This window comes from Streptomyces sp. NPDC046881, from assembly GCF_040645015.1.
Lineage (GTDB): Bacteria > Actinomycetota > Actinomycetes > Streptomycetales > Streptomycetaceae > Streptomyces.
In genome coordinates this window covers 57065-83515 of sequence record NZ_JBEYXJ010000026.1, presented here as the reverse complement: position 1 = coordinate 83515, position 26451 = coordinate 57065, and the positions used below count along the sequence as shown (strand labels likewise).

Below are 26451 nucleotides of genomic sequence, written 5' to 3'. Positions count from 1 at the left end.
CCAGCGTTCGTCCTGAGCCAGGATCAAACTCTCCGTGAATGTTTACCGGTAATCCGGTGTACACCACGAGAGCGGTGCGAGAGGAGGAATAGTCCCCTCGCACACAGCGTCCTCGCTGTGTTTTTCAAAGGAACCTCGCCCCAGCAGATGCTGGAGACGGGGTATCAACATATCTGGCGTTGATTTTTGGCACGCTGTTGAGTTCTCAAGGAACGGTCGCTTCCTTTGTACTCACCCTCTCGGGCTTTCCTCCGGGCGCTTCCCTTCGGTCTTGCGTTTCCGACTCTATCAGATCTTTTCTCTCGATCCGATTTCCTCGGCGCTTTCCAGGTTCTCGCTTTCGCGTTTCCCTTTCCGGCGGTTCCGACTTTATCAGAACTTCTCAGCCGGTCTGACCGGCCGCTCACTTCTGAGTAATCGGATGGCTTCTCGGAATGTCGTTCACGACTTCTGAAGAAGCGAGTAGATTCTATCGGCTGCCCGGTGGTTCTGTCCATCTCCAGGCAACTGTTTGAATCTACCTCCCCACTCCCTCCGTGTCAACGGCTCTCGCGGGGCGAAGAGGAGACTAGCAGGTCACGAGGGTCGAGCGCACATCCGGCGGGGTCAGGCAGCCGTGGGCACGGATGCGCTGCGGTCCACCGCTTCGAGGTCACCGGTCTCACCGGCGCGGGCCGCGCGACCGCCCAGGACGTAGACGTACGCCAGAAACGCCAGCTCGGCCGCGACCCCTATGCCGATGCGGGCCCAGGTGGGCAGGCCGGAAGGGGTGACGAAGCCTTCGATGGCACCGGAGACGAACAGGACCAGGGCGAGGCCGATCGCCATGCCGACGGCGGCCCGTCCTTCCTCCGCGAGGGCGGCGCGCCGGGTGCGCGGGCCGGGATCGATGAGGGTCCAGCCGAGGCGCAGGCCCGTGCCGGCGGCGACGAAGACCGCGGTCAGTTCGAGCAGGCCGTGCGGGAGGACCAGGCCGAGGAAGGTGTCGAGGCGGCCGGCCGAGGACATGAGGCCGAAGCCCACGCCGAGGTTGAGCATGTTCTGGAAGAGGATCCAGAGGACGGGCAGGCCCAGGAAAACGCCCAGGACCAGGCACATCGCCGCCGCCTGGGCGTTGTTCGTCCACACCTGGGCGGCGAAGGCGGCCGCGGGATGGCTGGAGTAGTAGGTCTCGTACTCGCCGCCGGGGCGGGTCAGCTCGCGCAGCTGGCTGGGCGCCGCGATGGTCGACTGCACCTCGGGGTGGGTGCCGATCCACCAGCCCAGGAGGATGGCGACGGCGGTGGAGACGAGCGCCGTGGGCACCCACCAGTGGCGGGTGCGGTAGACCGCGGCCGGGAAACCCTGGCTCAGGAAGCGCGTCACGTCACGCCATGAGGCGCGGCGGGTGCCGGTGACGGCACTGCGCGCGCGTGCCACGAGCTGGCTGAGCCGTCCCGTCAGCTGCGGGTCCGGTGCGCTGGACTGGATGAGGGACAGATGGGTGGCGGTGCGCTGGTAGAGGGCGACGAGTTCGTCCGCTTCGGTGCCGGTGAGCCGGCGCCGGCGGCGGAGCAGTGCATCGAGCCGGTCCCATTCGGCTCGGTGTACGGAGACGAAGACGTCCAGATCCATCGGGTCTGCCTGCTCCTCGGCTGGTCGTCCACGGCTCGACGTGGATGCTCGTCGTTGCTGTCAGCTTGTCGTACTGGGGCGCGATGCGCTCACAGCTTGGCAGACTTGCGGTTCACGGGGTGGACCAGGGAAGGACGGCGGGCGTGAGTGAGCTGGTGACGGGCGAGGCGGTGGCCCTCGAACTGCGGCCCGCGAAGCTGCCGAGCAGGGCGCTGGCCGTGTTGCTCGACCTGGTGGTGGCGATGGTCGTGTACCTGGTCGTGATCATGGTGTTGGTGGCGTCGACGGCTTCGCTGGACGAAGCCGCGCAGGTGGCGCTGTCGATCGCGGCGTTTCTGCTGGTGCTGGTCGGCGGGCCCATAGCCGTCGAGACGCTCAGCCACGGACGTTCGCTGGGGAAGCTGGCGTTCGGGCTCCGGGTGGTGCGGGACGACGGGGGGCCGATCCGGTTCCGGCACGCGCTGGTGCGGGGCGCGATCGGAGTGGTCGAGATCGTGATGACGTTCGGGGTGGTGGCCTGCATCGCGTCGCTGGTCTCGGCGCGGGGACGGCGGCTCGGCGACGTGTTCGCCGGCACGCTGGTCGTGCGCGAGCGGATACCGGCCGGGCGGGCCGGGTTCGTCCCGCCTCCGCCGCCGTGGCTCGCGGGGCGGTTCGCCGGGCTGGACCTGTCGGCCGTTCCGGACGGGCTGTGGCTTGCCGTCCGGCAGTACCTGACCCGGGTGCACCAGCTCGATCCACGGGTGTCGGAGGAGATGGCACAGCGGCTGGCGGCCGATCTCGCGGGCCGTGCGGGGACGCCGGTGCCGCAGGATCTGCCTCCGGCCGTTTTCCTGGCGGCCGTGGTCCACGAGCGGCAGTCCCGTGAGGCCCGGCACGCGTTCGGTCACGGCGGTGCGGGGTCCGGCGGCTTCGCGCCGCCGGTGGCTCAGCCGGGTGCGCCCGTCTCGTATCCGGCGCAGGCTGCCCACCAGGCCCCGGCGCCGGCCTCGTATCAGTCCCCGTCGCAGACGCCGTACCTGTCTCCGTACCGGTCCGGGCTCTCCGCTCACACTCCGGCTTCGTACCAGCCCGCCGCCCCCCAGCCGTCGCAGCCGCAGGCGCCGCTCGCGCCCTCACCCGCGCCGCAGGGCGACGAGTCGCGGCCCGACCGGCCGGCCACCGGGTTCGCGCCGCCGGCGTAGCGAGGGGCGTTCGCCGGCGCGGCACGACCGGGGTCGGGCGGGGTCAGTCGAATCTCGACGGTGGTGACTCCAGGTCCTCCAGCTCGATCCCGGGTGCGGCGAGGACCACGTCGCCGGCGATGTGGACGGTGTGCTGTTCGCCTGTGTCCAGGGCTGTGACCTGGTATTCGTCCACGGTCAGAGGGCCGTTGTCAGTGGCGTGTGTTTCGCTGTTCACCAGAGCCCAGGACTGGTCCACGGTGCGGGGGGCGAGGACGGGGTCGGTGAGGGCCACGAGGCGTACTCGGGTCGCGGCGGACGAGGGGGTGAGGCGCAGGAGCCGGGCAGTGGCGACGAGGAACGCGGGGGACGTGCCGGTGAAGGCGTGGGCGCGCACATTGCCTTCGGTGGCATGGGCGCCGGTGGAGTCGGTGCGGACCCAGGTGACGCCGTCGAGGGCGGCGCCGCGCACCTGCCAGCCGCCCGCGTGGAGTTCGAGGCGGATGGGACGGCCGAGGTCGTCCAGGGCGAGGTCGACCGAGCCGCGGTGGTCACCGGCGGGGCCGGTCAGCCGCGAGACGTAGCGCCAGCCGGACGGGCCGGGGGCGCACTGGAAGTGTTCTTCCGCGAGGGGGGTGTGATCGTGCGGATCGTGGAGCGAATATCGGCCGCGGGGCATGGGGGTCCTGGGTCTTGACGGGCTGGTCCGGCCGGAAGCCATGGGTCGGGGGGCCAAAGGGGCAGGCCCCCGGCACGGGGGTGCGGGGGCCTGCCTCGGAGGACCTGCTGCCGGGGGATGCGTCGGTGCACCGGCGCATCGCCCGGCGGGCCGGGCTGGAGGGTCGCCGGCTCAGTAGCGGTAGTGGTCCGGCTTGAACGGGCCGTCGACCTCCACGCCGATGTACGCGGCCTGCTCCGGGCGCAGCTTGGTGAGCTTGACGCCGAGCGCGTCCAGGTGGAGGCGGGCGACCTTCTCGTCGAGGTGCTTGGGCAGCACGTAGACGCCGATCGGGTACGCGTCGGGCTTGGTGAACAGCTCGATCTGGGCCAGCGTCTGGTCCGCGAAGGAGTTGGACATCACGAACGACGGGTGGCCGGTGGCGTTGCCCAGGTTCAGCAGGCGGCCCTCGGACAGCACGATGATCTTCTTGCCGTCCGGGAAGGTCCAGGTGTGGACCTGCGGCTTGACCTCGTCCTTGACGATGCCGGGGACCTTCGCGAGGCCGGCCATGTCGATCTCGTTGTCGAAGTGGCCGATGTTGCCGACGATGGCCTGGTGCTTCATCTTGGCCATGTCGGAGGCCATGATGATGTCCTTGTTGCCGGTCGTGGTGATGAAGATGTCGGCCTTGTCGATGACCTCGTCGAGGGTCGTGACCTGGTAGCCGTCCATCGCGGCCTGCAGCGCGCAGATCGGGTCGATCTCGGTGATGATCACGCGGGCGCCCTGGCCACGAAGGGACTCGGCGCAGCCCTTGCCCACGTCGCCGTAGCCGCAGACGACGGCGGTCTTGCCGCCGATCAGGACGTCGGTGGCGCGGTTGATGCCGTCGACCAGGGAGTGGCGGCAGCCGTACTTGTTGTCGAACTTCGACTTGGTGACGGCGTCGTTGACGTTGATCGCCGGGAAGAGGAGGGAGCCGTCGCGCTGCATCTCGTACAGGCGGTGGACACCGGTGGTGGTCTCCTCGGTGACACCGCGGATCTCCGAGGCCAGCTGGGTCCACTTCTGGGGGTTCTCGCCCAGGGTGCGGTGCAGCAGCTGGAGGATGACGCGGTGCTCGTCGGACTCGGCGGTCTCCAGGACGGGGACCTCACCGGCCTTCTCGTACTCGACGCCCTTGTGGACGAGGAGGGTGGCGTCGCCGCCGTCGTCGAGGATCATGTTGGGGCCGCCGGTGGGGCTGTCCGGCCAGGTCAGCGCCTGCTCGGTGCACCACCAGTACTCCTCCAGGGTCTCGCCCTTCCAGGCGAAGACCGGGACGCCCTGCGGGTTGTCGGGCGTGCCGTTCGGGCCGACGGCGATGGCGGCGGCCGCGTGGTCCTGGGTGGAGAAGATGTTGCAGGAGGCCCAGCGGACCTGCGCGCCGAGGGCGACCAGGGTCTCGATGAGCACGGCGGTCTGCACGGTCATGTGCAGCGAGCCGGTGACGCGGGCGCCGGCGAGGGGCTGGGCCTCGGCGTACTCCTTGCGGAGCGCCATCAGGCCGGGCATCTCGTGCTCGGCGAGGGTGATCTCCTTGCGGCCGAACTCGGCCAGCGAGAGGTCGGCGACCTTGAAGTCCTGTCGGTTCTCGACAGTCGTCATTGCGAGCTGCTCCTCGGGGTTGGGGCGAGGTGGGTACGGCTGGTCTGCGCGGCGGCGGACACAGGGGTGCCCGAGAAGAGGACACAGGCATGCCCGCGTACGCGCAGCGCAGTCCGTCGGAGGCCCTCTCTCCCTCGGTCGGTCCGCTGGGGACCGCCCGACCGCCATCAGCAGCGACGTCTGGCTCCGTCCCAAGCTACACCGGACGGCCCGGTCGGCCCCAGCCCGCCTGGGCATCGGCGGGGTCGTATTCAGGGCGGGCAGCGAGGCCGGCGCGGCTGCGGGTGGTTGTGCGGAAACCGTGGAATCGGTGCCGTCAGACCGGTGTGAACAGGGACTTTTGCGTCTTTGGGCCGGAGGTGGGGTGGTGCAGGATGCAGGGGACCGGGAGTTCCGGTCCGCTCGCGGGGTGTCCGGGACGACACCCCGTGCGACGACAGCGTGAGGAGATCGACGTGACCAGTCCGGCCGGGCCGCCCGCCACGGGTGGCCGCGATGAAGGGCGGCAGCCGCTGCGGCTGCTGGCGGTGACCGCCTGCCCGACCGGCATCGCGCACACCTACATGGCGGCGGAGAAGCTCGCACAGGCCGCCGCCAGCCGGGGCATCGAGATGAAGGTGGAGACACAGGGATCCATCGGGGCCGAGAACGTCCTCGATGACAACGATGTCAGACACGCGGACGGGGTGATCGTCGCCGCCGACAAGGACGTCGACCTGAGCCGTTTCGTGGGCAAGCGGGTGCTCACGGTCGGGGTCGCCGAGGGCATCCACCACCCCGAGCAGCTGATCGAGCGGGTGCGGTCGGCGCCCGTGCACCGGGCGGACGGGGCCGGCGACGGCCCGGTGGCGTCCGCCGCGGGCGGCGGCGGGGAGCGGGGAGCGGTGTACAAGGCGCTGATGAACGGCGTGTCGTACATGATCCCGTTCGTGGTGGTCGGCGGGCTGCTGATCGCGGTCTCGCTGGCGCTCGGCGGCCATGCCACGGCCAAGGGCTACGTGATCCCGGAGGGCACCTTCTGGGCGCACGTCAACGCGGTCGGCGGGATCGGCTTCCAGCTGATGATCCCGATCCTGTCCGGCTACATCGCCTATGCCATCGGCGACCGGCCCGCGCTGGTGCCGGGCATGATCGGCGGCTGGATCGCCAACACGGGGGCGCTGTACGACTCCGAGGCCGGCGCGGGTTTCATCGGGGCGATCGTGACCGGGTTCCTCGCCGGGTATCTGGTGCTGTGGATCAAGAAGGTCCGGGTGCCGAGGTTCGTGCAGCCGATCATGCCGATCATCGTGATCCCGATCGTGGCGACGACGGCGCTCGGGCTGTTCTTCATCTACGTCATCGGCAAGCCGATCTCCTGGGTGTTCGAGCATCTGACGAGCTGGCTCGGCGGGATGACCGGGACCAGTGCGGTGCTGCTCGGCGCGATCCTGGGACTGATGATCGCGTTCGACATGGGCGGGCCGGTCAACAAGACGGCGTTCCTGTTCGGCGCGGGGCTCATCGCGAGCGGGAACCAGACGGTGATGGGGATGTGCGCGGCCGCGATCCCGGTGATGCCGCTCGGCCAGGGTCTGGCCACGCTGGTCCGCCGTCGGCTGTACACCGAGCAGGAGCGGGAGACGGGTCTGGCGGCGCTGTTCATGGGCTGCTTCGGTATCTCGGAGGGCGCCATCCCGTTCGCCGCGGCGCGGCCGGCACAGGTCATCCCGGCGAACATGCTCGGCGGCGCGGTGGCCGGCGCGGTCGCAGGGCTGGCCGGGGTGGAGGACGCGGTGCCGCACGGCGGGCCGATCGTGGCCTTGCTGGGCGCGGTGAGCGGGGTGCCGATGTTCTTCGTGGCCGTCGCGATCGGCACGGTGGTCACGGCGCTGACGACGGTGACCCTGGTCGACGTGAGCGGGCGCCGGGGGCGTACGGAGGACCCGGGTGCGGGTGCCCGGGGTGCCGGGGCAGTCGTACCGGGGCAGGCGGGGCAGGAGCTCTCGCCGGTCGGGGCCGCCGCCGTCGAGGCGTCAGCGGTGCAGGGTCCGGTTGCCCGGGGTGCGGCCGCCGGGGTGCAGGCCGCTGGGGAGAGCGTGCCCGAGGTGCTGTCCGGGCACCTGACCGAGCGGACCGTGCGGGTGGCGCTCGGGGCGTCGGAGAAGGAGGCCGCGATCCGGGAGATGGCGGAGCTGCTGGCGGCCAGCGGCCGGGTGGCCGATGTGACCGAGCTGGTGGCGACCGCGCTGCGGCGCGAGGAGCAGGGCACCACCGGCCTCGGCGAGGAGATCGCGATACCGCACGCCAAGACGGACGCGGTGACGGCGCCGGTGGTCGGCTTCGCGCGGTCGGCGGAGGGCGTCGAGTGGGGTTCGCTGGACGGTACGAAGGCCCGGCTGATCTTCATGATCGCCGTACCGGAGGCCGCCGCGGGCGACGAGCACCTGCGGATCCTGGCGCTGTTGTCCCGCAAGGTGATGGACACCGGGTTCCGGGAGCGGCTGCTCGCCGCGCCGGACGAGCGGGCGGTGCTGGAGGTACTGGCCGAGGTCGGGTGATCCGGCGCGGCTGAGGGGCGGCGGGTTCCGCGTACGGGCCTCGGTTCCGGCCCTGACGAGGACCCGCCCCCTGACGAGGCGCCCCCGGACGAGGAAGCCGCCCGAGCCGAGGCGCCGGGGCCCCACGCGCAGCCCGCCCGAGCTGGGGCCCGGGCCCGCGTGGGCCCGCCCGGCGGTGGTGGTGCGGCGGCCGAAGGCGCCGCCGGAGCCGTCGGCGCCCTGGCCGGCGCAGCCTGCCCGGAGCTGACGGCTCGTCCCACGGGAGCGGTGCCGGTCAGTGCCCGGCGGGGTGCGGGGCCGGACCGCCCGGGGTCGCCGCCGGGTCCGGGCCCTTGGCGGCCTCGGCCTCGCTGTAGATGTCCGGCTCCAGGTAGATGACGCGGGCGATGGGGACGGCGGCGCGGATGCGGGCCTCGGCGGCGTTGATGGCGCTCGCGACCTCGGCGGCCGTGTCGTCGTGCTGCACGGCGATCTTGGCGGCGATCAGCAGCTCCTCGGGGCCGAGGTGCAGCGTGCGCATGTGGATGATGCCGGTGACCGTGCGGCCGTCGACGATCGCGGCCTCGATCTTCTTGACGTCTTCCAGGCCGGCGGCCTCGCCCAGCAGCAGCGACTTGGTCTCGGCGGCCAGGACCAGGGCGATCAGGACGAGCAGGACACCGATGCAGACGGTGCCGATGCCGTCCCAGACGCCGTCGCCGGTGAGCAGGGCCAGGCCGACGCCGCCGAGGGCGAGGACCAGACCGATGAGCGCGCCGAAGTCCTCCAGCAGGACGACGGGCAGCTCGGGCGCCTTGGCGCGGCGGATGAACTGGGCCCAGGAGAGCTTGCCGCGCAGTTCGTTGGACTCCTTTATGGCCGTCCGGAACGAGAAGCCCTCGGCGATGATCGCGAAGACGAGGACGCCGACCGGCCAGTACCAGTTCTCCAGCTCGTGCGGGTGGCGGATCTTCTCGTAGCCCTCGTAGATCGCGAACATGCCGCCGATGGAGAAGAGCACGATCGACACGAGGAAGGCGTAGATGAACCGCTCCCGCCCGTAGCCGAAGGGGTGCTGCGGGGTGGCCTCGCGCTGTGCCCTCTTGCCGCCGACGAGCAGCAGGAACTGGTTGCCGGAGTCGGCGAGGGAGTGGACGCCCTCGGCGAGCATCGAGGAGGACCCGCTGAACGCGAACGCCACGAACTTCGATGCCGCGATCGCGAGATTGGCGCCGAGTGCCGCCACGATCGCCTTGGTACCGCCTGACGCGCTCATGTGTTCGCGTTGTCCCTTCGCCTCTGTCGCCTCGTAGCTCCGTCCAGGCGTGTGCCCGGTTTTGCCCGGCCTTTGCCGGTGGGCCATTCTTGCAGCCCGGCCGGGCAGCACCGCGTCAGGTGTCCACAACCCCGGTCATATGATCCGCAGACCGTCCACAGCCCTGGTCATACGATCACAGTGGCGCGGAAGACCGTGCCCGCGCCCGAGATCTCCGCCCGCTCGCCGGCCGGGACGAAGACCGACTGGCCCGGGTGCAGGTCGTGTTCGCCCGCGCGGACGGTGCCGGCCGTGCAGAGCAGGATCTGCGGGGTGTCCCGGGTGAGGTCGTGGGCGCTGCCGCCCTCGGGCAGGACGTACCGGGAGAGCCGGAACTCGTCGATCGGCGTCTCGTAGACCTCCTCGCCCTCCGGGGAGGCCTCGGGGCGCAGCACGCCCGGGTCGGCCGGCTCGAAGCGGACGATCCGCAGGAGTTCGGGGACGTCAACGTGCTTCGGGGTCAGGCCGCAGCGCAGGACGTTGTCGGAGTTGGCCATGATCTCGACGCCCAGGCCGTTCAGGTAGGCGTGCGGGATGCCGGCGCCGAGGAACAGGGCCTCGCCGGGCTGGAGGCGGACGTGGTTGAGCAGCATGGCCGCGAGGACGCCGGGGTCGCCCGGGTAGTGGTGGGCGATGTCGGCGTAGGGGGCGTAGGCGCCGCCGAGGCGGGTGCAGGCGGCGGTGGCCTCGGCGACCGTGTGCGCCATCTCCTGCGGATCGGCGCTGAGGATCGCGGTGAGCACCTCGCGCAGGGCCGCGTCCTCGGGGTGGGCGTGCAGCAGGTCGACGTACGGCTTGAGGGAGTCGACGCCGAGCCCGTCGAGCAGGTCGGCGGCCCCGACCGGGTCGCGGAAGCCGCACAGGCCGTCGAACTCGGTGAGCGCGCAGACCAGTTCGGGCTTGTGGTTGGCGTCCTTGTAGTTGCGGTGCGGGGCGTCGACCGGGATACCGCGCCGCTCCTCGTCGGCGTACCCCTCCTCGGCCTGCTTCAGGTCGGGGTGCACCTGGAGGGACAGGGGCGCGCCGGCGGCGAGGATCTTGAGCAGGAACGGCAGGCGCGGGCCGAACCTGGCGACCGCGCGGGCGCCGAGTTCCCGCTCCGGGTCGGCCTCGATGACCTCGACGAGGGTCCCGCGCGCGGTGCGCGAGGGGGCGCCGGGGTGCGCGCCCATCCACATCTCCGCCTGGGGCTCGCCGGTCGGCTCGACGCCGAGGAGGTGCGGGATGGCGGTGGCGGAACCCCAGGCGTAGGGGCGGATGGTGTTGTCGAGGCGGTCCATGTGTCTTCTCTGTCTCCGTACGTGCGCTGCCCAGCCGGCGCTGTCGCTTCTTCTCGCGCCGCCGGCGGGGCGTGTCGTCCCGTCGGCGGGCGCGGGCGGTCGGCCAGGAGCCAGATCAGGCCCTCGAAGCGAGCGCCAGGTAAACGGCGGCGAAATCCGTGACGGCGATCAGTTCCGCGAGGTTCTCCAGTTCGCCGCCCTCCTCCGGTTCGAGTTCGCTGATCGGCGTGTCGTGGCTGAGGGCCACGTCACGGGCGGCGGGGGCGGCGGTGAGGCCGCCGATCGGGCGGTCGCGCAGCAGCACCACGCGCGCGTGCAGCGCGGGCGGTTCCTCCACGCGGTCGCGGAAGAAGTCGTCCGGGTCGGCGCTGGCGGCGAGCGGGCCGGCCAGCAGGGCGTTGTGCGCGGCGAGCGCCTCGGGCAGTTCGGCGACCAGGGCGGGGCGGCCGGCGAGTTCGGCGAGGGCGGCGGCGAACCGGCGGCCCGCCGGGCCGGCCGAGGCGCCCTCCGTCCACACCACGGGCAGGGCGTCGGCCAGTTCGGCGGCGAGGGTCTTGGCGGGGTTGCTGTAGGTCGCGATGGCGGGTCCGCAGCGCTCGGCGATGTGGTCCAGGCGGTCGGCGGCCTTCTCCAGGGCGTCCGGCGGGGCGGCGATCAGGCCGATCCGGTCCAGCAGCGCCAGCAGCGGGGTCAGCAGCGCCCAGAAGACGCCCGGGGAGGACGCGGCGAGCGGTTCCTCCTGGTCGTACGGTGCCGTCGCCATGGGCACGAACAGGCCGTGCGCGCCGGCGACGGCCTCGGCGAGCGGAGTGTGCGACGGGGCCACGGCGACGACCGAGCAGCCGCGGCGGTAGGCCTGGTCGGTGAGGAGGGAAAGGCTCGGTTCGGTGCCGTCCGGGGTGGCGATCAGCAGCAGGTCCACGGAACCGGCCCAGCCCGGGAGCTCCCAGCGCAGGGCGCCCGCGGCCGGGGCGACGCCGGTGGGGGCCAGCCGGACGACGGGGCTGCCGGCACCGGCCAGCGTGCCGAGGAGGTCGGCGGTGTGGGTGGCGGCGGCGCCGGGGCCCGCGATGAGGACCGCGCGGGGGCGGCCGTCCGGCTTGAGCTCACCGATGCCGGCCTCGGCGGCGTGCCGGGCGGCGGTGCGGACGCGGGCGCCCGCCTCGGCCGCGCCGCGCAGCAGACCGCGGTGGTCGGCCTCGGCGAGGCCTTCCGGGGTGTCGAGCAGCGATTCGTCCAGCATGGGCGGCAGCCTCCGGTCGCCGGGGATCCTGGGGTCCTACGAGCTGCGGGGCCTGGTCACTCGGGGCGGCGGGCCTCGTCGACCAGCAGGACGGGGATGCCGTCGCGGACCGGGTAGGCGAGACCGCAGTCCTGTCCCGTGCAGATCAGCTCGGTGTCCTGCTCCTTCAGGGGGGCGTGGCAGGCCGGGCAGGCGAGGATCTCCAGGAGGCCGGCTTCGAGCGCCATGGGGTGTCCCTTCGGGGGGCGGGTGTGTGTGATGTCTGTGGATATGCCTGGTCAGCGTACCGCTGATGGGCAGGCGGCTCAGCCCCTGATGATCGCCAGTGCCTCGTCACGGATCTTCGCCATCGTGACCTCGTCCTTGGCCTCGGCGTTCAGGCGGAGGAGCGGTTCGGTGTTGGACGGGCGGACGTTGAACCACCAGTCGGCCCCGGCGATCGTGAGGCCGTCGAGGTCGTCCAGGGTGACGTCGGCGCGGCCCTCGTACGCGGCGCGGATCGCGGCCAGGCGGCCGGCCTGGTCGGCGACGGTGGAGTTGATCTCGCCGGAGCCGGTGTAGCGGTCGTACTGGGCGACCAGGGCGGACAGCGGGGCCTCCTGGCCGCCGAGGGCCGCGAGGACGTGCAGGGCGGCCAGCATGCCCGTGTCGGCGTTCCAGAAGTCCTTGAAGTAGTAGTGGGCCGAGTGCTCGCCGCCGAAGATGGCGCCGGTGCGGGCCATCTCGGCCTTGATGAAGGAGTGACCGACCCGGGTGCGGGCCGGGGTGCCGCCGTTCTCCCGGACGACCTCCGGGACCGTGCGGGAGGTGATCAGGTTGTGGATGACCGTGCCCTTGCCGCCGTTGCGGGCCAGTTCGCGGGCGGCGACCAGGGCGGTGATCGCGGACGGGGAGACCGGGTCGCCCTTCTCGTCCACGACGAAGCAGCGGTCGGCGTCGCCGTCGAAGGCGATGCCGAGGTCGGCGCCCTCCGCCGGGACCCGCTTCTGCAGGTCCACGAGGTTGGCCGGGTCGAGCGGGTTGGCCTCGTGGTTGGGGAAGGTGCCGTCCAGTTCGAAGTACATCGGGACGAGGGTCAGGGGCAGGCCGGCGAAGACCGAGGGGACCGTGTGCCCGCCCATGCCGTTGCCGGCGTCGACCACGACCTTCAGGGGGCGGATGGAGGTCAGGTCGACGAGGGAGCGCAGGTGCGCCGCGTAGTCCTCCAACGTCTCGCGCGAGGAGAGGGTTCCCGGCCGGTCCACGGGTTCCGGGGCGCCCTCGGCCAGCCAGCGCTCGGCCAGCTCACGGATCTGCGCGAGGCCCGTGTCCTGGCCGACGGGGGCGGCGCCCGCGCGGCACAGCTTGATGCCGTTGTACTGGGCCGGGTTGTGGGAGGCCGTGAACATCGCGCCCGGCAGGTCCAGCGCGCCGGAGGCGTAGTACAGCTGGTCCGTGGAGCACAGGCCGATCTCGGTGACGTCCACTCCGCGGTCCGCCGCGCCGCGGGCGAAGGCGCGGGAGAGGCCGGGGGACGAGGGCCGCATGTCGTGGCCGACGACGACGGCCGCCGCTCCGGTCACCTCCGCGAAGGCGGCGCCGAAGAGTCCGGCCAGTGCCTCGTCCCACTGGTCCGGGACCACTCCGCGCACGTCGTACGCCTTCACGATCTGCGACAGATCAGCAGTCACGGCCAACCCTCCTGAAGTCCTATGGGTGCCCACAAACTACCCGCCGGGGGTAAGGGAGCGGTGTGCGGACACCGGATGGACACCCGGTGAACCCCCATCCGTGACGCCCGGACGGGCCGGACCGTCACACCGACGGGGGTGGCGTGGGGTGGCGTGCTCGGGCGGGGCGCTCAGTTGTCCGGGGAGCGCAGCACCCTCAGGTGGCCGCGGCGGGCGACCTCCATGGGGTCCGCGCCGCGGGTACCGCCGCCGCCCGCCTGGGCCGCGCGCTCCTGGGGGCGGGCCGCCTCGCGCACGGCGTTGGCAAGCGCTTCCAGGTCGTCTCCGCTGGGCCGCGCGGGCGCGGAGGCGTCCAGGAGTCGTACGACCTCCCAGCCGCGCGGGGCGGTGAGGCGCTCGGAGTGCTCGGCGCACAGGTCGTAGCAGTGGGGTTCGGCGTAGGTGGCGAGCGGGCCGAGGACCGCGGTCGAGTCGGCGTAGACGTACGTCAGCGTCGCGACGGCGGGTCGGCCGCAGGCGGTGCGCGAACAGCGACGTACAGGGCTCACGAGGTTGGACGGTACCGCACTCTTGAGCGGGCCGCGACGACTCTCCACCAGGTCACTCCACCGTGTCGTGCTGTGAGACGCCCCACATACCCCTTCAGACAGGGGCTGTTGACCTGCGCGGACGGGTTCGCGGCGGGTGCCGTGCGGGACAGTGTCCGGTCATGAGTCGGTACAAACACCGTCAATTGGCTTGAGTCGGTGGTCTTGGAGAGCTACGGAAACGAGCCAGACCTTGGCTGGAATGGTCATCCTGCGACATGGGGGGTGTGGGCCGGTTGCCGCGTGGAGCCGGACGTGCGGAGGGTGCGGGGACTACGCTTCATCGGTGATGGACAACCGTGTACCGCCCCGTGCCGCCGGCCCCGGGCCCCGTCGCCGTGACCGCCACGGGCGGGGCATGCGGGGGCCGATCGCCCCGCCGCAGGTGCCGCTGGCCGCGAGCCGGGCCGAGGTGTTCGCGGACCTCGTGCAGGACTCCGTGGAGCGTCTCGAGCGGCGGTGGCCGCAGCTGGCCGACATCGACTTCCTGGTCCGGGAGGTGCCCCGGCTGGAGGGGCGGGGGGATCAGGTGGCGTGGACGGACGACGCCGTGCCGCTCGGCGGGACCATCCCCGCGCGGGACGGCCGGCGGGCGCGGGTGGTCGTGTACCGGCGGCCGGTGGAGATCCGGACCAAGGGGCGGGACGAGCGGGCCGCGTTGGTGCACGAGGTGGTCGTGGAGCAGGTGGCGGAGCTGCTCGGGCTGACGCCGGAGACGGTGGATCCCCGGTACGGGGAGGATTAGGCGCGCTTCCCTCCGGCGCAGGCGGCACGGGGTGCCGCCTGCGGGTTCCTACCTCTGCAGGACCGACAGGTCCTCCTTCGTCCGGGGGACCGCGACCGTGCCGTGGTCGTTCGGGAGGGTCTGGATGGTGAAGGCGGGCACGCCTCCCTCGGTGGCGGCGAGGGTGCGGGAGGCGTAGACCGGGCCGCCGGAGAGAGGTTCGACCGTGAGGGCGTACGTGCCCTTCAGGCCGGCCGGCGCCGGGGCGTCGACGTTCTGGGTCGTACCGGACTTGATCGTGAACGTCTTGGTCGCCGGGGTGCCGCCCTCGCTGCCGGCGGAGGCGGTGACCTTGACCGTGGCCGTGCCGTCGGGGGCGGTCAGGGCGAGCGTCGTGCCCTTGGCGCTGTTGTCGGCGGAGGTCGCGCGCGTGCCGACGGCGGCGGTGGCCGGGATGAAGGCCGTTTCCCGCTTGTCGCCCTTGCCCCGGACGACCTGGAGGGCCGCCACGACCGGGACCGTCCGGTCGGTGGGGGTGAGGACCAGGGAGCCGGCCTCGCCGCGCGTGACGTCGCCGAGGTCGACCGTCGTCGTCATGCCGGACTTCACGTGCACGGTCTCGTTCCCGGCCGGGGTGATCAGGCCGTCGGGCGAGGCCAGGCGGATCTTCAGGTCGGCGTCGTCGTCGCCGGGCGTGAACGCGATCAGGCGGACGTCGGTGGCGTCCTTCGGGATGCCGGGCAGGACCAGGCTGCCCGCCGGGTCGGCGGCGGCCAGCCAGTCGCCGCCCGCCTTGTCGTCCAGGGCCTGCACGGCCGCACCGACCCGGCCGCTGCGCACGGTGACGTGCACGGTCACGTCGGGCTGCCGCTCGTCGGTGAGCGTGGACAGCAGGATCGGCTCGCTCGCGTGCGGCTTGACCGTGAGGTTCTCGCCCAGCGGGGACTTGATCGCGCCGTCCTTGCCGTACAGCTCGACGTCGACCACGGCGGCGGAGTCGTCGGGGTTGGTCAAGTGGACGTAGTCGGTGCGACCGGTGGCCGTGCCGGCGCCGGGGAACCAGAACTCGGTGTCCGCTCCGGTGCAGTTGACGCCCAGCAGGCCCCGCCCGGTGCCGGCGGCGACCTCGGTGGTCTCCTGGACCGTCCAGCCGGGCGCGAACCTGCCGTCCGCGGTGCCGATCAGCGCGGGCGTCTCGGCGCCGGAGGTCTCGCCGGTGGCCGGCGTGCCCGGTGCCTTCGGGGCGAGTACCGGCTCGTCGGCCTTCTTCCCGGCGCCCTTGCCGCCCTTGCCGCCTGCCGTGCCGTCCGCCGACTGCCCGGTGGCCGGCTGGAGTTGCGCCGTACCGCTGCCGGCGGCGCCCTTGGTGACGGGCGTGAACGACGTGTACGCCGTGTCGGCGATGTCCGACATGCTCGGCGCCGGGCACAGCAGACCGGTGCGCTCCACGGGGAGTTGGGCGGCTGCCCCGGGGGCGGCCGCACCGGACGCGGCCGGCGGGTCGAACGCGGCGAATGCGGTGACGGCGGCCAGCGCGGTCGTACCGGCGATCAGGGACAGGGTGGTGCGGTTCACTGCTGGCTCCCGTCGGGGCGCTGGCTGCCGGTGCCGTGGGGGTGCTGGGCCGGGTCGTAGCCCTGCTGGGCGGGGTCGTACGCCGGGTCGTAGCCCTGCTGCTGGTAGGCCGTCGGGTCGTACGGCATCTGGTCGGCGGTGCCGTTGTAGGCGTACGGGTCGTAGGGAGCCGTCTGGTAGGGGTCGGGCTGCTGGTACGCCTGCTGGTCGTAACCGGTCGTGGTCTGGTACGGGTCCGCGCCGTACCCGGCGTATCCGGAGTTCCCGGAGTCCCCGTAGGTGGCCGGGTCCCACTCGTCGTACGCCTGCTGGTGCGGTACGGCGGCCGGGGGCTGCGGAGGTGCGGCGGGGAGACCCCCGGCGGAGGCGTCCTCGGCGGAGGCGTCCTCGGCGGCGGCCTCCTCGGCCTGCGCGCGCAGACGGCGGGCGCGGCGGCCCTCGCCGGCGGTGGCCTGGGCGGGCAGGGGCTGCTCCTCGGGCAGGTCGTCGTCGACGTCGCGGCGGCGGCCGGGCAGGGCGAGGACGACCAGGACGACGGCGAGCGCGCCCTGCGCCCAGAGCCAGGCGCTGTGGGCGATCGGGGCGTCGTAGGTGACGTCCAGCCTGCCTCCGGCGGAGGGCAGTCGGAAGCCCTGGGCCCAGCCGTCGACGGTGGTGCGGGTGAGCGGTGTGCCGTCGAGGGTGGCCGTCCAGCCGTCGGCGGCACTGTCGGCGAGACGCAGGACGCGGCTGCCGGAGCCGGCGGGGACGGTGGTGTGGATCTCGACCGGTCCCGCGGTGACGGGCTGGGCCCTGCCCGAGCCGGAGGCGGGCACGATGGCCGCGCGGGCGACGTCCTGGTCGACGCGCCACAGGGCGTTGCCGTTCTGCTGGCTGAGCCGGGACAGGCCGGGGGTGGCGTCGAGGATCCGGGTGATGTCGCGGGGCGCGCCCTTGTGGACGAGGACGTAGCGCACGGCGAAGCCGCCGAGTTCGTCGGCCTGGTCGGCGCCCGAGCCGGCGACGAGGTTGGCGACGACCTTGTCCAGTCGGGCGTTCTCCCCGTCCGCGGCGGCGATTTCGGCGTCGCCCATGCGGGCGCCGGAGCCGCGGACCAGGGTGTAGCGCACGCGCGCGGCGGATTCGCTGTCCAGGACCAGGGTGCGGGCCTGGTCGCCGCCGGAGGAGTCCTCGGCGACGAACGCGGGCACCTGGGCGGGGTCGCGGCGCTCCAGGGGGCCGTCGGCCCCGCCGATCATCCAGCCGGCGGCGACGAGCAGCGGGCCGGCGGCCGAGGCGAAGGCGATCAGGGCGGCGACGGGCTGGCGCCAGCCGAAGCTCTGCTCGGCCACGCGCGCGCGTGCGCCGTCGGCGCCGAGGGCGGCGGCGGCCAGCAGGGCGAGGCCGTAGACGAGGGTGGCCGGTCCGGCCCAGGCGGACTTGTTGGACAGGACCGCGAAGACGAGGCCGACCAGGGCGGCGGCCCACGCGGTGCGGATGCCGAGCTGCCGCTCGGAGCGGAGCAGGGCCGCGAGTGCGGCGAGCACGATGCCGATCAGCATCAGGCCGTCCACGGTGCCGGGGCCGCCGGGGGCGGCGCCGAGCAGGTCGAGGGCGGAGGCGGCCGAGGGACCGTACTCCAGGCCGGCCTCCTGGAAGAAGCCGGTCGGCAGGAGGGTCAGCGACCAGGGGGCCAGGATGAGCAGCGGGGTGCCGAGCTGGACGAGGAAGCGCAGGCCGTGGGCGACGAGGTCGCCGCGGCGCAGCACCAGCACGCCGAGGCCGAGGACCAGCGCGATGGGCCAGACGATCGGGGTGAAGGCGGTGGTGATGGTCAGCAGCAGCGCGTACGCCCAGGTGGCGCGCCAGCTGCCGCGCGTGCCGCCGCGGTGGGCCAGGCCGCTCGCGGCGACGCCCGCGCGCGCGATGAGCGGCAGCAGCACGGCGAGGACGGCGGTGCCGATGCGGCCGCCGGCCAGGGCGCCGGTGGTGGCGGGCAGGAAGGCGTAGGCGATGGCCGCCCACGCGCGCAGCAGCCGGGAGGTGACCAGGGGCCGGGAGGCGAAGTAGGCGGTGCATCCGGCGAGCGGCACCGAGCCGACCAGCAGGACGGTGACGGCGAGTCCGGTGGAGCCGAACAGGATCGAGGCGAGGGTCGCGACGATCGCCAGGTAGGGCGGTGCGGACGGGGTGCCGCCGGCGCCCACCGGGTGCCAGGCGTCCAGGTAGCGGGACCACAGGTCGCCGGCGCCGGCCGGGGCGGGCAGCAGGGCGCCGCCGGCGAGGGCGCCGCCGCCGAGCAGGGCGCGGCAGGCGACGAAGGAGATGAGCAGCAGCGCGAGGAAGAGCACCGGGCCGGGCCGGCGGGCGATGCGCTTGAGCCGGGCGAACTGCTCGACCTCGAGGAACTCGGCGTCGTCGCCGCCGGGCCCGGACTCCACGGCGCCGCCGTGCCGGCCGGCCGAGGAGGTGTCGGCGTCGGTGCCGCTGGTGAAGCTGCCCGCGATCTGTTCGACGGTGGCCCGGACGGTGGCGCCGGGCGGCGGGAAGAGCTGGCGCAGTTCGCCCTTGTCGATCCGGGCGGGGCCGCGGCGGCGCCGGGCGGCGAGGATCCGCTCGGGCCGCAGCAGGGTGCTCAGCAGGCCGCGGATCTCGTCGACGGCCTGGCCGGGGACCTTGCCGACGAGGTAGGCGAGGGTGCGCAGGACGGTGCCGAGGACGAGCCGCAGCAGCACCCAGGGCAGCGCGGCCGTACGGGTGTTGACGAGCAGGGTGTAGACGGCGCCGGCCTTGTCGACCTTGTGCGGGGAGGCGGTGGTGCGGCCGGCGCAGTCGACCGTGCGGCGCTCGCGGGAGGCGGCCTCGGCGTGCCGGACGACCGCGTCGGGGGCGATCAGGACGCGGTGGCCGGCGGTGTGGGCGCGCCAGCACAGGTCGACGTCGTCGCGCATGAGGGGCAGCCGGCGGTCGAAGCCGCCGAGCTGTTCGAAGACGTCGCGGCGGACGAGCATGCCGGCGGTGGACACGGACAGCACGGTGCGGACGTGGTCGTGCTGGCCCTGGTCCTGTTCGCGGCGGTCCAGGCCGGTCCAGCGGCGGCCGGAGTTGGCGATGGAAACGCCGACCTCCAGCAGCTGGCGGCGGTCGTACCAGCCGCGCAGCTTGGGGCCGACGACCGCGACGTCGTCGCGGCCGAGTTCGAGTTCGTTGTCGACGACCCGCAGCAGCTGGGCGAGGGCGTCGGGTTCGGGCGCGCAGTCGTCGTGCAGCAGCCACAGCCAGTGGACGGGCTCGCCGTGCGGCAGTTCGGGCAGGTCGTAGGCGTCGTCGCGCCACGAGCGCGTGACCGGGTCCCAGCCGCTGGGGCGCTTGAGGTACGGCAGGTCCTCGGGGGTGAGGACGGGTGCGGTGCGGCTCGCCTCCTCCACGGCCTGGCCGAAGCCGGTGCGGCGGGCGAGGTGCAGCACCTGGGCGTCGCCGAGGGCGTCGGTGAGCAGCCGGGCGGAGTCGTCCGCGCTGCCGGTGTCGGCGGCCACCGCGTACTGGACGGGACGCTCCTGGCCGAGCAGCCCGGCGAGCGCGTCGGGCAGCCAGCGGGCGCCGTCGTGGGAGACGAGGACCGCGGTCACCACATGACGCGGGAACTCGGGCGGACGGGTCGGGTCAAACCCAGCGGTGGCGGCGCCGGTTCGGGCGGCCGTATGGCTGTGCACGGACATCGAGGTGCGGGCCCCGGTTCGATGGACTGCGGTGGACGCCCGCGTCTTCTCGGGGACGAGGGGACAGCGGGGCGTCTCGGACGAGCGACCACACTATCGGCTGGCCATGACGACGGCCCGCCCCCTGTGGACAACCCACGGGCGACGGGCCGTTCGTGACGTGTGCGGCCGTACGTGCGGTCACACCGCGGCCTTCTTCAAGCGGCGGCGTTCACGCTCGGACAGCCCGCCCCAGATGCCGAAGCGCTCGTCGTTGGCGAGGGCGTACTCGAGGCATTCGGAGCGGACCTCGCAGGCGAGGCAGACCTTCTTGGCCTCTCTGGTGGAGCCGCCCTTCTCGGGGAAGAAGGACTCGGGGTCGGTCTGGGCGCACAGCGCGCGCTCCTGCCAGCCGAGTTCCTCGTCCGCGTCGTCGACCAGCAGTTGCTGCACCAGCTCGGTCATGTGCGCCCCTCGTCTGTCTTTCGCGTCCCCGTGCGTAGCCGTTACCGATTTCGGCTGAACGACACGAGTGAAATTACAAGTGTGCTGCTCCGGGCGAGTCAAGCCGAGATCTGCTATTGGGCCCGTTATTCACTCTGCGGAACCAAGGCCGTGCGGAAAGTGTTCAAATCGCCATATACCTTGACACGCAGCTGGGCCCGCGGGAGCGGCCGAACCCCCGTACAGAACTCTGTACGGAGAAGGACGTCTCCGTGTTCGATCGCGTTCCGCGAGGCTCGAGCGCTCGGATGTGCCCCATGTGTCCCGACCTCCCGGTGAGCAAACCTTTCACCGCACAGATGAACCGGATGAGGTGAAACATGTCCCACATACCGGTCCCCGAGTTGACAGTGCGGGTGTGAACCGGTGTCCTAGTGGGCATGCTCGCGAACTTGGCGCTCACCTCGACCCGCACCGCCGGGTCCCTCGGTGCCGCCCGCGCGCGCTGTAGCTGTTGTTGCTGTCCCAGCTGTTGAGCCGAGCCCGCTCCGGCTGTTCCCGAGTCCATCCCGGCTCGGTCGCGTCTCCCGTTCAGTGATCCCTCATCCAGGGCATCCCGCCCGCCCGTGACCCGGGCGGACCGCAGGCGTCACCCCAGCATCAGCCCCCCACACTTCCGCCGAGGACCAGCGCACCCAGATGAACAGCGACAACGACCTCCAGATCGCCGGCGACCTCCTCGAGGTACCGCACCTGCTCCAGCCGCCGCGCGAGCACCCGGCCACGGTCGCCGAGTTCGTGGGGCTCGCCCGCTCGATCGCCGCCGACCGCGCCCAGTGGGCCCACCTCGTCCGGTACGACGCCACCACCCGCTGGTACCACCGGCTGCGCACCGGCCCCGGCTACGAGGTGTGGCTGCTGTCCTGGGTGCCGGGACAGGGCAGCGGGCCGCACGACCACGGACCCTCGTCCGGCGTGCTCACCGTCCTGGAGGGCACGCTCACCGAGCGCACCGAGCGCGGCACGCGCGCGCTGGCGGCGGGTTCCCAGCGGGTGTTCGCGCCGGGGTACGTCCACGAGGTCGTCAACGACGCGCTGGAGCCGGCGGTCAGCCTGCACGTGTACCACCCCGGCCTGACCCAGATGCCGATGCACACCTCCCCGCACTGCGAGGCGCGGACCGAGCCGGGCGCGGTGACTGCCTGACGCGTTGTCGGACCGGCCTGCCAGACTTGCTCCCATGCGCATTGTGGTTCTGGCAGGCGGCATCGGCGGTGCCCGTTTCCTGCGCGGTCTGAAGCAGGCCGTGCCGGACGCGGACATCACCGTCATCGGCAACACCGGCGACGACATCCACCTCTTCGGGCTGAAGGTCTGCCCGGACCTGGACACGGTGATGTACACGCTCGGCGGCGGCATCAACGAGGAGCAGGGCTGGGGGCGGTCCGACGAGACCTTCCACCTCAAGGAGGAACTGGCGGCGTACGGCGTCGGCCCGGAGTGGTTCGGGCTGGGCGACCGGGACTTCGCCACGCACATCGTCCGGACGCAGATGCTGGGCGCCGGCTATCCGCTGAGCGCGGTCACCGAGGCACTGTGCGACCGCTGGAAGCCGGGCGTGCGGCTCATCCCGATGACCGACGACCGCGTCGAGACGCATGTGGCCGTCGTGCTGGAGGGTGAGCGCAAGGCGATCCACTTCCAGGAGTACTGGGTGAAGCTGCGCGCCTCGGTCCCGGCCGAGGCGGTCGTCCCGGTCGGCGCCGAGCAGGCCAAGCCGGCGCCGGGCGTGCTGGAGGCCATCGCGGAGGCGGACGTCATCCTCTTCCCGCCGTCCAACCCGGTCGTGTCCATCGGCACGATCCTCGCCGTGCCCGGCATCCGCGAGGCCATCGCCGAGGCGGGCGTACCGGTGATCGGCCTCTCCCCGATCATCGGGGACGCGCCGGTGCGCGGCATGGCCGACAAGGTGCTCGCCGCGGTCGGCGTCGAGTCCACGGCCGCCGCGGTCGCCGAGCACTACGGTTCGGGGCTGCTGGACGGCTGGCTGGTCGACACCGTCGACGCGGGCGCGGTCGAGCGGATCGAGGCGGACGGCATCCGCTGCCGGTCCGTACCGCTGATGATGACCGACGTGGACGCGACCGCCCAGATGGTGCGGGAGGCGCTGGCGCTGGCCGAGGAGGTGCGGGGGGCGTGAGCGCGACGGCGTCCGCCGGGCCGGCCGAGCAGCCCGGGTACCGGGTCTGGGCCCTGTCCGGCATCCCCGAGGTGCGGCCGGGCGACGACGTCGCCAAGCTGATCGCCGCGACCGAGCCGGGCCTGGCCGACGGGGATGTGCTGATCGTCACCTCCAAGATCGTCTCCAAGGCCGAGGGGCGGGTCGTGCAGGCGGCCGACCGGGAGGCCGCGATCGACGCCGAGACGGTCCGGGTCGTGGCCCGGCGCGGTGCGCTGCGCATCGTGGAGAACCGGCAGGGACTGGTCATGGCCGCGGCGGGTGTCGACGCCTCCAACACCCCCGCCGGGACGGTGCTGTTGCTGCCCGAGGATCCGGACGCCTCCGCGCGCGCGATCCGGGCCGGGCTGCGCGACAGCCTCGGCGTCGACGTCGGCGTCGTCGTCACCGACACCTTCGGGCGGCCCTGGCGGGCGGGGCTCACGGACGTGGCGATCGGCGCGGCCGGGGTGCGCGTGCTGGACGATCTGCGCGGCGGCACGGACGCGTACGGCAACCCGCTGAGCGCGACCGTCGTCGCCACGGCGGACGAGCTGGCCGCCGCCGGTGACCTGGTCAAGGGCAAGGCGGCGGGGCGGCCGGTGGCCGTGGTGCGCGGACTGCCCCACGTGCTCGCCACCGCCGCCACCGACGCCTCCGAGGACGGCGGCGGCGACGAGGGCGCGCGGGCGCTGGTGCGCACCGCGCGGGACGACATGTTCCGGCTCGGCACCTCCGAGGCGGTGCGGGAGGCCGTCACCCAGCGGCGTACCGTGCGGGCGTTCACCGACGAGCCCGTGGACCCCGGCGCGGTCCGCCGCGCGGTGGCCGCCGCGGTCACCGCGCCCGCTCCGCACCACACCACGCCCTGGCGGTTCGTGCTGCTGGAGTCGGCCCGGGCGCGGGTGCGGCTGCTGGACGCGATGCGGGACGCCTGGATCGCCGACCTGCGCCGGGACGGCAAGAGCGAGGAGTCCGTCGCCAAGCGGGTCCGGCGCGGTGACGTGCTGCGCAACGCGCCGTACCTGATCGTGCCGTGCCTCGTCATGGACGGCGCGCACACCTACGGGGACGCCCGGCGGGACGGTGCCGAGCGGGAGATGTTCGTCGTCGCCATGGGCGCGGGCGTGCAGAACCTGCTGGTCGCGCTGGCCGGGGAGCAGCTGGGCTCGGCCTGGGTGTCGTCCACGATGTTCTGCCGGGACGTGGTGCGCGAGGTGCTGGAGCTGCCGGCGGACTGGGACCCGATGGGCGCGGTGGCGGTCGGCCGTCCGGCGGAGGATCCGAGACCGCGGCCGGAGCGGGACGCGGGGGCCTTCGTCGAAGTGCGGTGAAACACCGCGGACACCGCCTAGTCTCGTAGGACAGCCCCGGCACCCCTAGGACCTCACCAGTGGCAGGACGTTTCGCCCCGCGCCCCACTCGCACGACCGTGCGCGGCGGGCACGTCGGCGTACCCGCGGGGGCCGCTGCCGGGATACCGCGGCAGGCGACGGTGCCCGCGCGGGTACGGCGGTGGGTGCCGGACGGGCCGCTGGACCTCGGGCTGACCCTCGGGCCGCTGCGGCGCGGACCCGCCGACCCGACGTTCCGGGCCACGGCGGACGGCTCCGTGTGGCGCGCCTGCCGTACGCCCGCCGGGCCGGGCACGCTGCGGGTACGGGCGTACGGCGGTGAGGTGCTCGGTGAGGCGTGGGGGCCGGGGGCCGAGTGGCTGCTGGAGCGGTTGCCGGAACTGCTCGGTGCCGCCGACGATCCCGGCGCGTTCGTGCCGCGGCACCGGGTGGTGGCGCTGGCGCGGCACCGGCGGCCGGGACTGCGGCTGACCCGGACCGGGCTGGTGCTGGAGTCGCTGATCCCGTCCGTGCTGGAGCAGAAGGTCACCACCGACGAGGCGTACCGGGCGTGGCGGCGGCTCGTACGGCGGTTCGGGGAGCCGGCGCCGGGGCCCGCCGGGGCGGGCGAGCGGCCGATGTGGGTGATGCCGGCGCCGCGGACCTGGGCGCTGATTCCGTCCTGGGAGTGGCACCGGGCCGGGGTCGACGACAAGCGGGCGTCCACGGTTCTGCGGGCCGTGCGAGTCGCTGCGCGGCTCGAGCAGGCGGTGGGGATGCCGGCGGACGAGGCTCGGGCGCGGCTGGAGGTCGTGCCGGGGGTGGGGCCGTGGACGTCGGCGGAAGTGGTGCAGCGCAGTCATGGGGCGGCGGACGCGGTGACCGTCGGGGATCTGCACCTGCCGGGCATCGTGGGGTGGGCGCTGGCGGGGGACCGGGATGCGGACGACGCGGAGATGCTGCGGCTGCTGGAGCCGTATGCCGGGCAGCGGCACCGGGCGGCTCGGCTGATCCTGCTGAGCGGCGCGGTACCGGCCCGACGCGCCCCGAAGATGCGCCGCGTGGACATCGGCTTGCTCTGAAACACCCTCGGCCGGGCCGGGGTCGGGTCGCCCATCTGCTCGCCCCACGTCGGCCAGCGGTCGGACCGCGCACCGGCACTGCCAGGCCCACGTCGGCGGGAACCCGGACCGCTCACCGGCGCTGCCCGGGTGCCGCTTCTTCTGGGACGGGCGCCGCCCCAGCGGCACGACAGCCCGCAGCTACGGCGGCACGATGGCCGCTGCGGAGTGGACACAGGCCCAGCCACGCAACTGCCCGCAGCTGCGCGGTAGCGACCACCGCTGCCGGGCGGGCGCCGCCCCAGACGCACGACCGCCCGCAGCTACGGCGGCACCGACGGCCGCTGCGGAGTGGACGCCGGCCCAGCCACGCCGCTGCCCGCAGCTACGGCGGCACGATGGCCGCCGCCGGTTGGGCAACGCCCCAGGGGCGCGGGGAACTGCGCGAGGAAGCGCCGGCGGGCCGCGGGTGGCGACGGCGGGTGGGGGCCGGGCCGATGGGGATCTGGGGGCGCAGCCCCCATGTACGCCGCCCCGAGGAGACGTGGACCCGGCGCGGTCTCGGTGGCGCTACTGGTCCGACGAGAAGCGGACCGCGCCTGACGGGATGTGGGCGTCGCACCACACCCGTACTCCCTCGCGGAGCTCGTTGTCCGCGCCGATGATCGCGCCGTCGCCGATGACCGTGCCGGTGAGGACGGAGCGTTCGCCGACGCGGGCGCGGGTGCCGATGAGGGAGTCGGTGATGACGGCGCCGGGCTCGATGACGGCGCCCGGAAGGATGGTGGAGCCGAAGATCCGCGCACCCTCCGCCACGAACGCGCCCTCGCCCACCACCGTGCCGCCCGTCAGCTTGGCGTTGGGCGCCACCGTGGCCGTGGGCAGCACGAGGCGGTCGCCGCACCGGCCGGGCACGGCCGGGGACGGCGCGCGGCCGAGGACCAGGTCGGCCGAGCCGCGGACGAACGCGGCCGGGGTGCCGAGGTCCAGCCAGTACGTGGAGTCGACCATGCCCTGCAGGTGCGCGCCGGCGGCCAGCAGCCCGGGGAAGGTCTCCCGCTCCACCGAGACCGGCCGCCCGGCCGGGATCGTGTCGATGAGCGAGCGGCGGAAGACGTACGCCCCCGCGTTGATCTGGTCGGTGACGATCTCCTCCGGCGTCTGCGGCTTCTCCAGGAAGGCCAGGACGCGCCCGGTCTCGTCCGTGGGCACCAGACCGTACGCGCGCGGGTCGGTCACCTTGGTCAGGTGGAGCGACACGTCGGCGCCCGTCGACTCGTGGGTGTCCACCAGGGCCCCGATGTCCAGGCCGGTCAGGATGTCGCCGTTGAAGATCAGCACCGGGTCGTCGGGCCCGGAGTGCAGGCGGTCGGCGACGTTGCGGATGGCCCCGCCCGTGCCGAGCGGCTCCTCCTCCGTCACGTACTCGATGTGCAGGCCCAGCGCGGAGCCGTCGCCGAAGTACGGCTCGAAGACCTCGGCCAGGTAGCTGGTCGCGAGGACGATGTGCTCGACGCCCGCCGCGCGCGCCCGCGCCAGCTGGTGGGTGAGGAACGGCACCCCGGCGGCCGGGACCATCGGCTTGGGCGTGTGCACCGTGAGCGGTCGCAGCCGGGTGCCTTTGCCCCCGACCAGGAGGATCGCTTCTGTCACCTGTCGTCTCTGCTTCCTGCCGGGACCGGCCGAACTACTCGTCAACACTCGTTTCGGCCGGTCAGT

At 73.1% G+C, this 26451-nt stretch carries 20 protein-coding genes; 7 read left to right on the top strand and 13 right to left on the bottom strand.

What is annotated here, in order from left to right; translation table 11 throughout:
• Positions 1–606 precede the first annotated feature (606 nt).
• Entirely contained in the window at positions 607–1614 is a 1008-nt protein-coding gene (locus tag ABZ923_RS15700; protein ID WP_361471235.1) for a stage II sporulation protein M, read from the bottom strand.
• Positions 1615–1757: 143 nt separating this feature from the next.
• Between ABZ923_RS15700 and ABZ923_RS15695 the strand changes: the two genes are divergently transcribed.
• A complete protein-coding gene (locus ABZ923_RS15695) occupies positions 1758–2798 on the top strand; it encodes an RDD family protein (protein ID WP_361471233.1) in 1041 nt (346 codons plus the stop codon).
• A gap of 43 nt (positions 2799–2841) precedes the next feature.
• On the opposite strand, the gene ABZ923_RS15690 is transcribed toward ABZ923_RS15695, so the two are convergent.
• Both ABZ923_RS15690 and ahcY read right to left on the bottom strand, forming a co-directional pair.
• On the bottom strand, positions 2842–3456 hold the full coding sequence (locus ABZ923_RS15690) for a hypothetical protein (protein ID WP_361471231.1): 615 nt from the start codon (positions 3454–3456) through the stop codon (positions 2842–2844).
• A gap of 171 nt (positions 3457–3627) precedes the next feature.
• Complete coding sequence (gene ahcY / locus ABZ923_RS15685; RefSeq protein ID WP_361471230.1) at positions 3628–5085, bottom strand: adenosylhomocysteinase; 1458 nt, start codon at positions 5083–5085, stop codon at positions 3628–3630.
• A 455-nt stretch (positions 5086–5540) separates the two neighbouring features.
• Here ahcY and ABZ923_RS15680 point away from each other — a divergent pair, with 455 nt between their 5' ends.
• Positions 5541–7625, top strand: coding sequence for a fructose-specific PTS transporter subunit EIIC (locus ABZ923_RS15680; RefSeq protein WP_361471245.1), 2085 nt, complete (start codon positions 5541–5543; stop codon positions 7623–7625).
• A gap of 274 nt (positions 7626–7899) precedes the next feature.
• Here the strand turns inward: ABZ923_RS15680 and ABZ923_RS15675 are convergent, their stop codons facing one another.
• The 6 genes from ABZ923_RS15675 to ABZ923_RS15650 all read right to left on the bottom strand — a co-directional run bounded on the left by ABZ923_RS15675 (position 7900) and on the right by ABZ923_RS15650 (position 13708).
• On the bottom strand, positions 7900–8880 hold the full coding sequence (locus ABZ923_RS15675; protein ID WP_361471228.1) for a cation diffusion facilitator family transporter: 981 nt from the start codon (positions 8878–8880) through the stop codon (positions 7900–7902).
• Between the two features lie 167 nt (positions 8881–9047).
• Complete coding sequence (manA, locus tag ABZ923_RS15670; protein WP_361471227.1) at positions 9048–10199, bottom strand: mannose-6-phosphate isomerase, class I; 1152 nt, start codon at positions 10197–10199, stop codon at positions 9048–9050.
• 115 nt (positions 10200–10314) lie between these two features.
• Positions 10315–11442 carry an SIS domain-containing protein gene (locus tag ABZ923_RS15665; RefSeq protein WP_361471225.1) on the bottom strand — a complete coding sequence of 376 codons (1128 nt, stop codon included), beginning with the start codon at positions 11440–11442 and terminating at the stop codon, positions 10315–10317.
• Positions 11443–11498: 56 nt separating this feature from the next.
• Positions 11499–11669, bottom strand: coding sequence for a Trm112 family protein (locus ABZ923_RS15660; RefSeq protein WP_189983189.1), 171 nt, complete (start codon positions 11667–11669; stop codon positions 11499–11501).
• Positions 11670–11747: 78 nt separating this feature from the next.
• Positions 11748–13112: a phosphomannomutase/phosphoglucomutase gene (locus ABZ923_RS15655; protein ID WP_361471223.1), complete on the bottom strand. Its 1365-nt coding sequence runs from the start codon at positions 13110–13112 to the stop codon at positions 11748–11750.
• Positions 13113–13282: 170 nt separating this feature from the next.
• The gene (locus ABZ923_RS15650; RefSeq protein WP_361471221.1) at positions 13283–13708 is read right to left on the bottom strand and encodes a DUF3499 domain-containing protein; all 426 of its coding nucleotides are present in this window, start codon (positions 13706–13708) and stop codon (positions 13283–13285) included.
• Between the two features lie 349 nt (positions 13709–14057).
• Between ABZ923_RS15650 and ABZ923_RS15645 the strand changes: the two genes are divergently transcribed.
• The gene (locus tag ABZ923_RS15645) at positions 14058–14444 is read left to right on the top strand and encodes a metallopeptidase family protein (RefSeq protein ID WP_361471220.1); all 387 of its coding nucleotides are present in this window, start codon (positions 14058–14060) and stop codon (positions 14442–14444) included.
• A 48-nt stretch (positions 14445–14492) separates the two neighbouring features.
• Here ABZ923_RS15645 and ABZ923_RS15640 read toward each other — a convergent pair whose 3' ends face one another.
• The 3 genes from ABZ923_RS15640 to ABZ923_RS15630 form a co-directional block, all read right to left on the bottom strand.
• Positions 14493–15998, bottom strand: a complete 1506-nt coding sequence (locus ABZ923_RS15640) for a DUF5719 family protein (protein WP_361471218.1) — start codon at positions 15996–15998, stop codon at positions 14493–14495.
• Positions 15995–19696, bottom strand: coding sequence for a glycosyltransferase (locus ABZ923_RS15635; RefSeq protein ID WP_361471217.1), 3702 nt, complete (start codon positions 19694–19696; stop codon positions 15995–15997). The genes ABZ923_RS15640 and ABZ923_RS15635 overlap by 4 nt, the downstream gene beginning before the upstream one ends.
• Positions 19697–19876: 180 nt before the next feature.
• Entirely contained in the window at positions 19877–20140 is a 264-nt protein-coding gene (locus ABZ923_RS15630) for a WhiB family transcriptional regulator (RefSeq protein WP_003975777.1), read from the bottom strand.
• 678 nt (positions 20141–20818) lie between these two features.
• Here ABZ923_RS15630 and ABZ923_RS15625 point away from each other — a divergent pair.
• Genes ABZ923_RS15625 through ABZ923_RS15610 form a run of 4 tightly spaced genes read left to right on the top strand, consistent with a single transcriptional unit; the run spans position 20819 to position 24753 of the window.
• The gene (locus ABZ923_RS15625; RefSeq protein WP_361471215.1) at positions 20819–21325 is read left to right on the top strand and encodes a cysteine dioxygenase family protein; all 507 of its coding nucleotides are present in this window, start codon (positions 20819–20821) and stop codon (positions 21323–21325) included.
• A gap of 34 nt (positions 21326–21359) precedes the next feature.
• On the top strand, positions 21360–22319 hold the full coding sequence (cofD, locus tag ABZ923_RS15620; protein ID WP_361471214.1) for a 2-phospho-L-lactate transferase: 960 nt from the start codon (positions 21360–21362) through the stop codon (positions 22317–22319).
• Positions 22316–23671, top strand: coding sequence for a coenzyme F420-0:L-glutamate ligase (locus tag ABZ923_RS15615; RefSeq protein WP_361471212.1), 1356 nt, complete (start codon positions 22316–22318; stop codon positions 23669–23671). The genes cofD and ABZ923_RS15615 overlap by 4 nt, the downstream gene beginning before the upstream one ends.
• 59 nt (positions 23672–23730) lie before the next feature.
• Positions 23731–24753, top strand: a complete 1023-nt coding sequence (locus tag ABZ923_RS15610; protein ID WP_361471210.1) for a DNA-3-methyladenine glycosylase 2 family protein — start codon at positions 23731–23733, stop codon at positions 24751–24753.
• A 549-nt stretch (positions 24754–25302) separates the two neighbouring features.
• Here the strand turns inward: ABZ923_RS15610 and ABZ923_RS15605 are convergent.
• Positions 25303–26385 carry an NDP-sugar synthase gene (locus tag ABZ923_RS15605; RefSeq protein WP_361471208.1) on the bottom strand — a complete coding sequence of 361 codons (1083 nt, stop codon included), beginning with the start codon at positions 26383–26385 and terminating at the stop codon, positions 25303–25305.
• Positions 26386–26451: the final 66 nt, after the last annotated feature.

What these genes read in the sequence shown, in the direction of transcription:
- ABZ923_RS15700 (WP_361471235.1), bottom strand. Translation starts at nt 1,614, where the DNA reads ATGGATCTGGACGTCTTCGTCTCCGTACACCGAGCCGAATGGGACCGG.
- ABZ923_RS15690 (WP_361471231.1), bottom strand. Translation starts at nt 3,456, where the DNA reads ATGCCCCGCGGCCGATATTCGCTCCACGATCCGCACGATCACACCCCC.
- ahcY (WP_361471230.1), bottom strand. Translation starts at nt 5,085, where the DNA reads ATGACGACTGTCGAGAACCGACAGGACTTCAAGGTCGCCGACCTCTCG.
- ABZ923_RS15675 (WP_361471228.1), bottom strand. Translation starts at nt 8,880, where the DNA reads ATGAGCGCGTCAGGCGGTACCAAGGCGATCGTGGCGGCACTCGGCGCC.
- manA (WP_361471227.1), bottom strand. Translation starts at nt 10,199, where the DNA reads ATGGACCGCCTCGACAACACCATCCGCCCCTACGCCTGGGGTTCCGCC.
- ABZ923_RS15665 (WP_361471225.1), bottom strand. Translation starts at nt 11,442, where the DNA reads ATGCTGGACGAATCGCTGCTCGACACCCCGGAAGGCCTCGCCGAGGCC.
- ABZ923_RS15660 (WP_189983189.1), bottom strand. Translation starts at nt 11,669, where the DNA reads ATGGCGCTCGAAGCCGGCCTCCTGGAGATCCTCGCCTGCCCGGCCTGC.
- ABZ923_RS15645 (WP_361471220.1), top strand. Translation starts at nt 14,058, where the DNA reads ATGCGGGGGCCGATCGCCCCGCCGCAGGTGCCGCTGGCCGCGAGCCGG.
- ABZ923_RS15635 (WP_361471217.1), bottom strand. Translation starts at nt 19,696, where the DNA reads ATGTCCGTGCACAGCCATACGGCCGCCCGAACCGGCGCCGCCACCGCT.
- ABZ923_RS15630 (WP_003975777.1), bottom strand. Translation starts at nt 20,140, where the DNA reads ATGACCGAGCTGGTGCAGCAACTGCTGGTCGACGACGCGGACGAGGAA.
- ABZ923_RS15625 (WP_361471215.1), top strand. Translation starts at nt 20,819, where the DNA reads ATGAACAGCGACAACGACCTCCAGATCGCCGGCGACCTCCTCGAGGTA.
- cofD (WP_361471214.1), top strand. Translation starts at nt 21,360, where the DNA reads ATGCGCATTGTGGTTCTGGCAGGCGGCATCGGCGGTGCCCGTTTCCTG.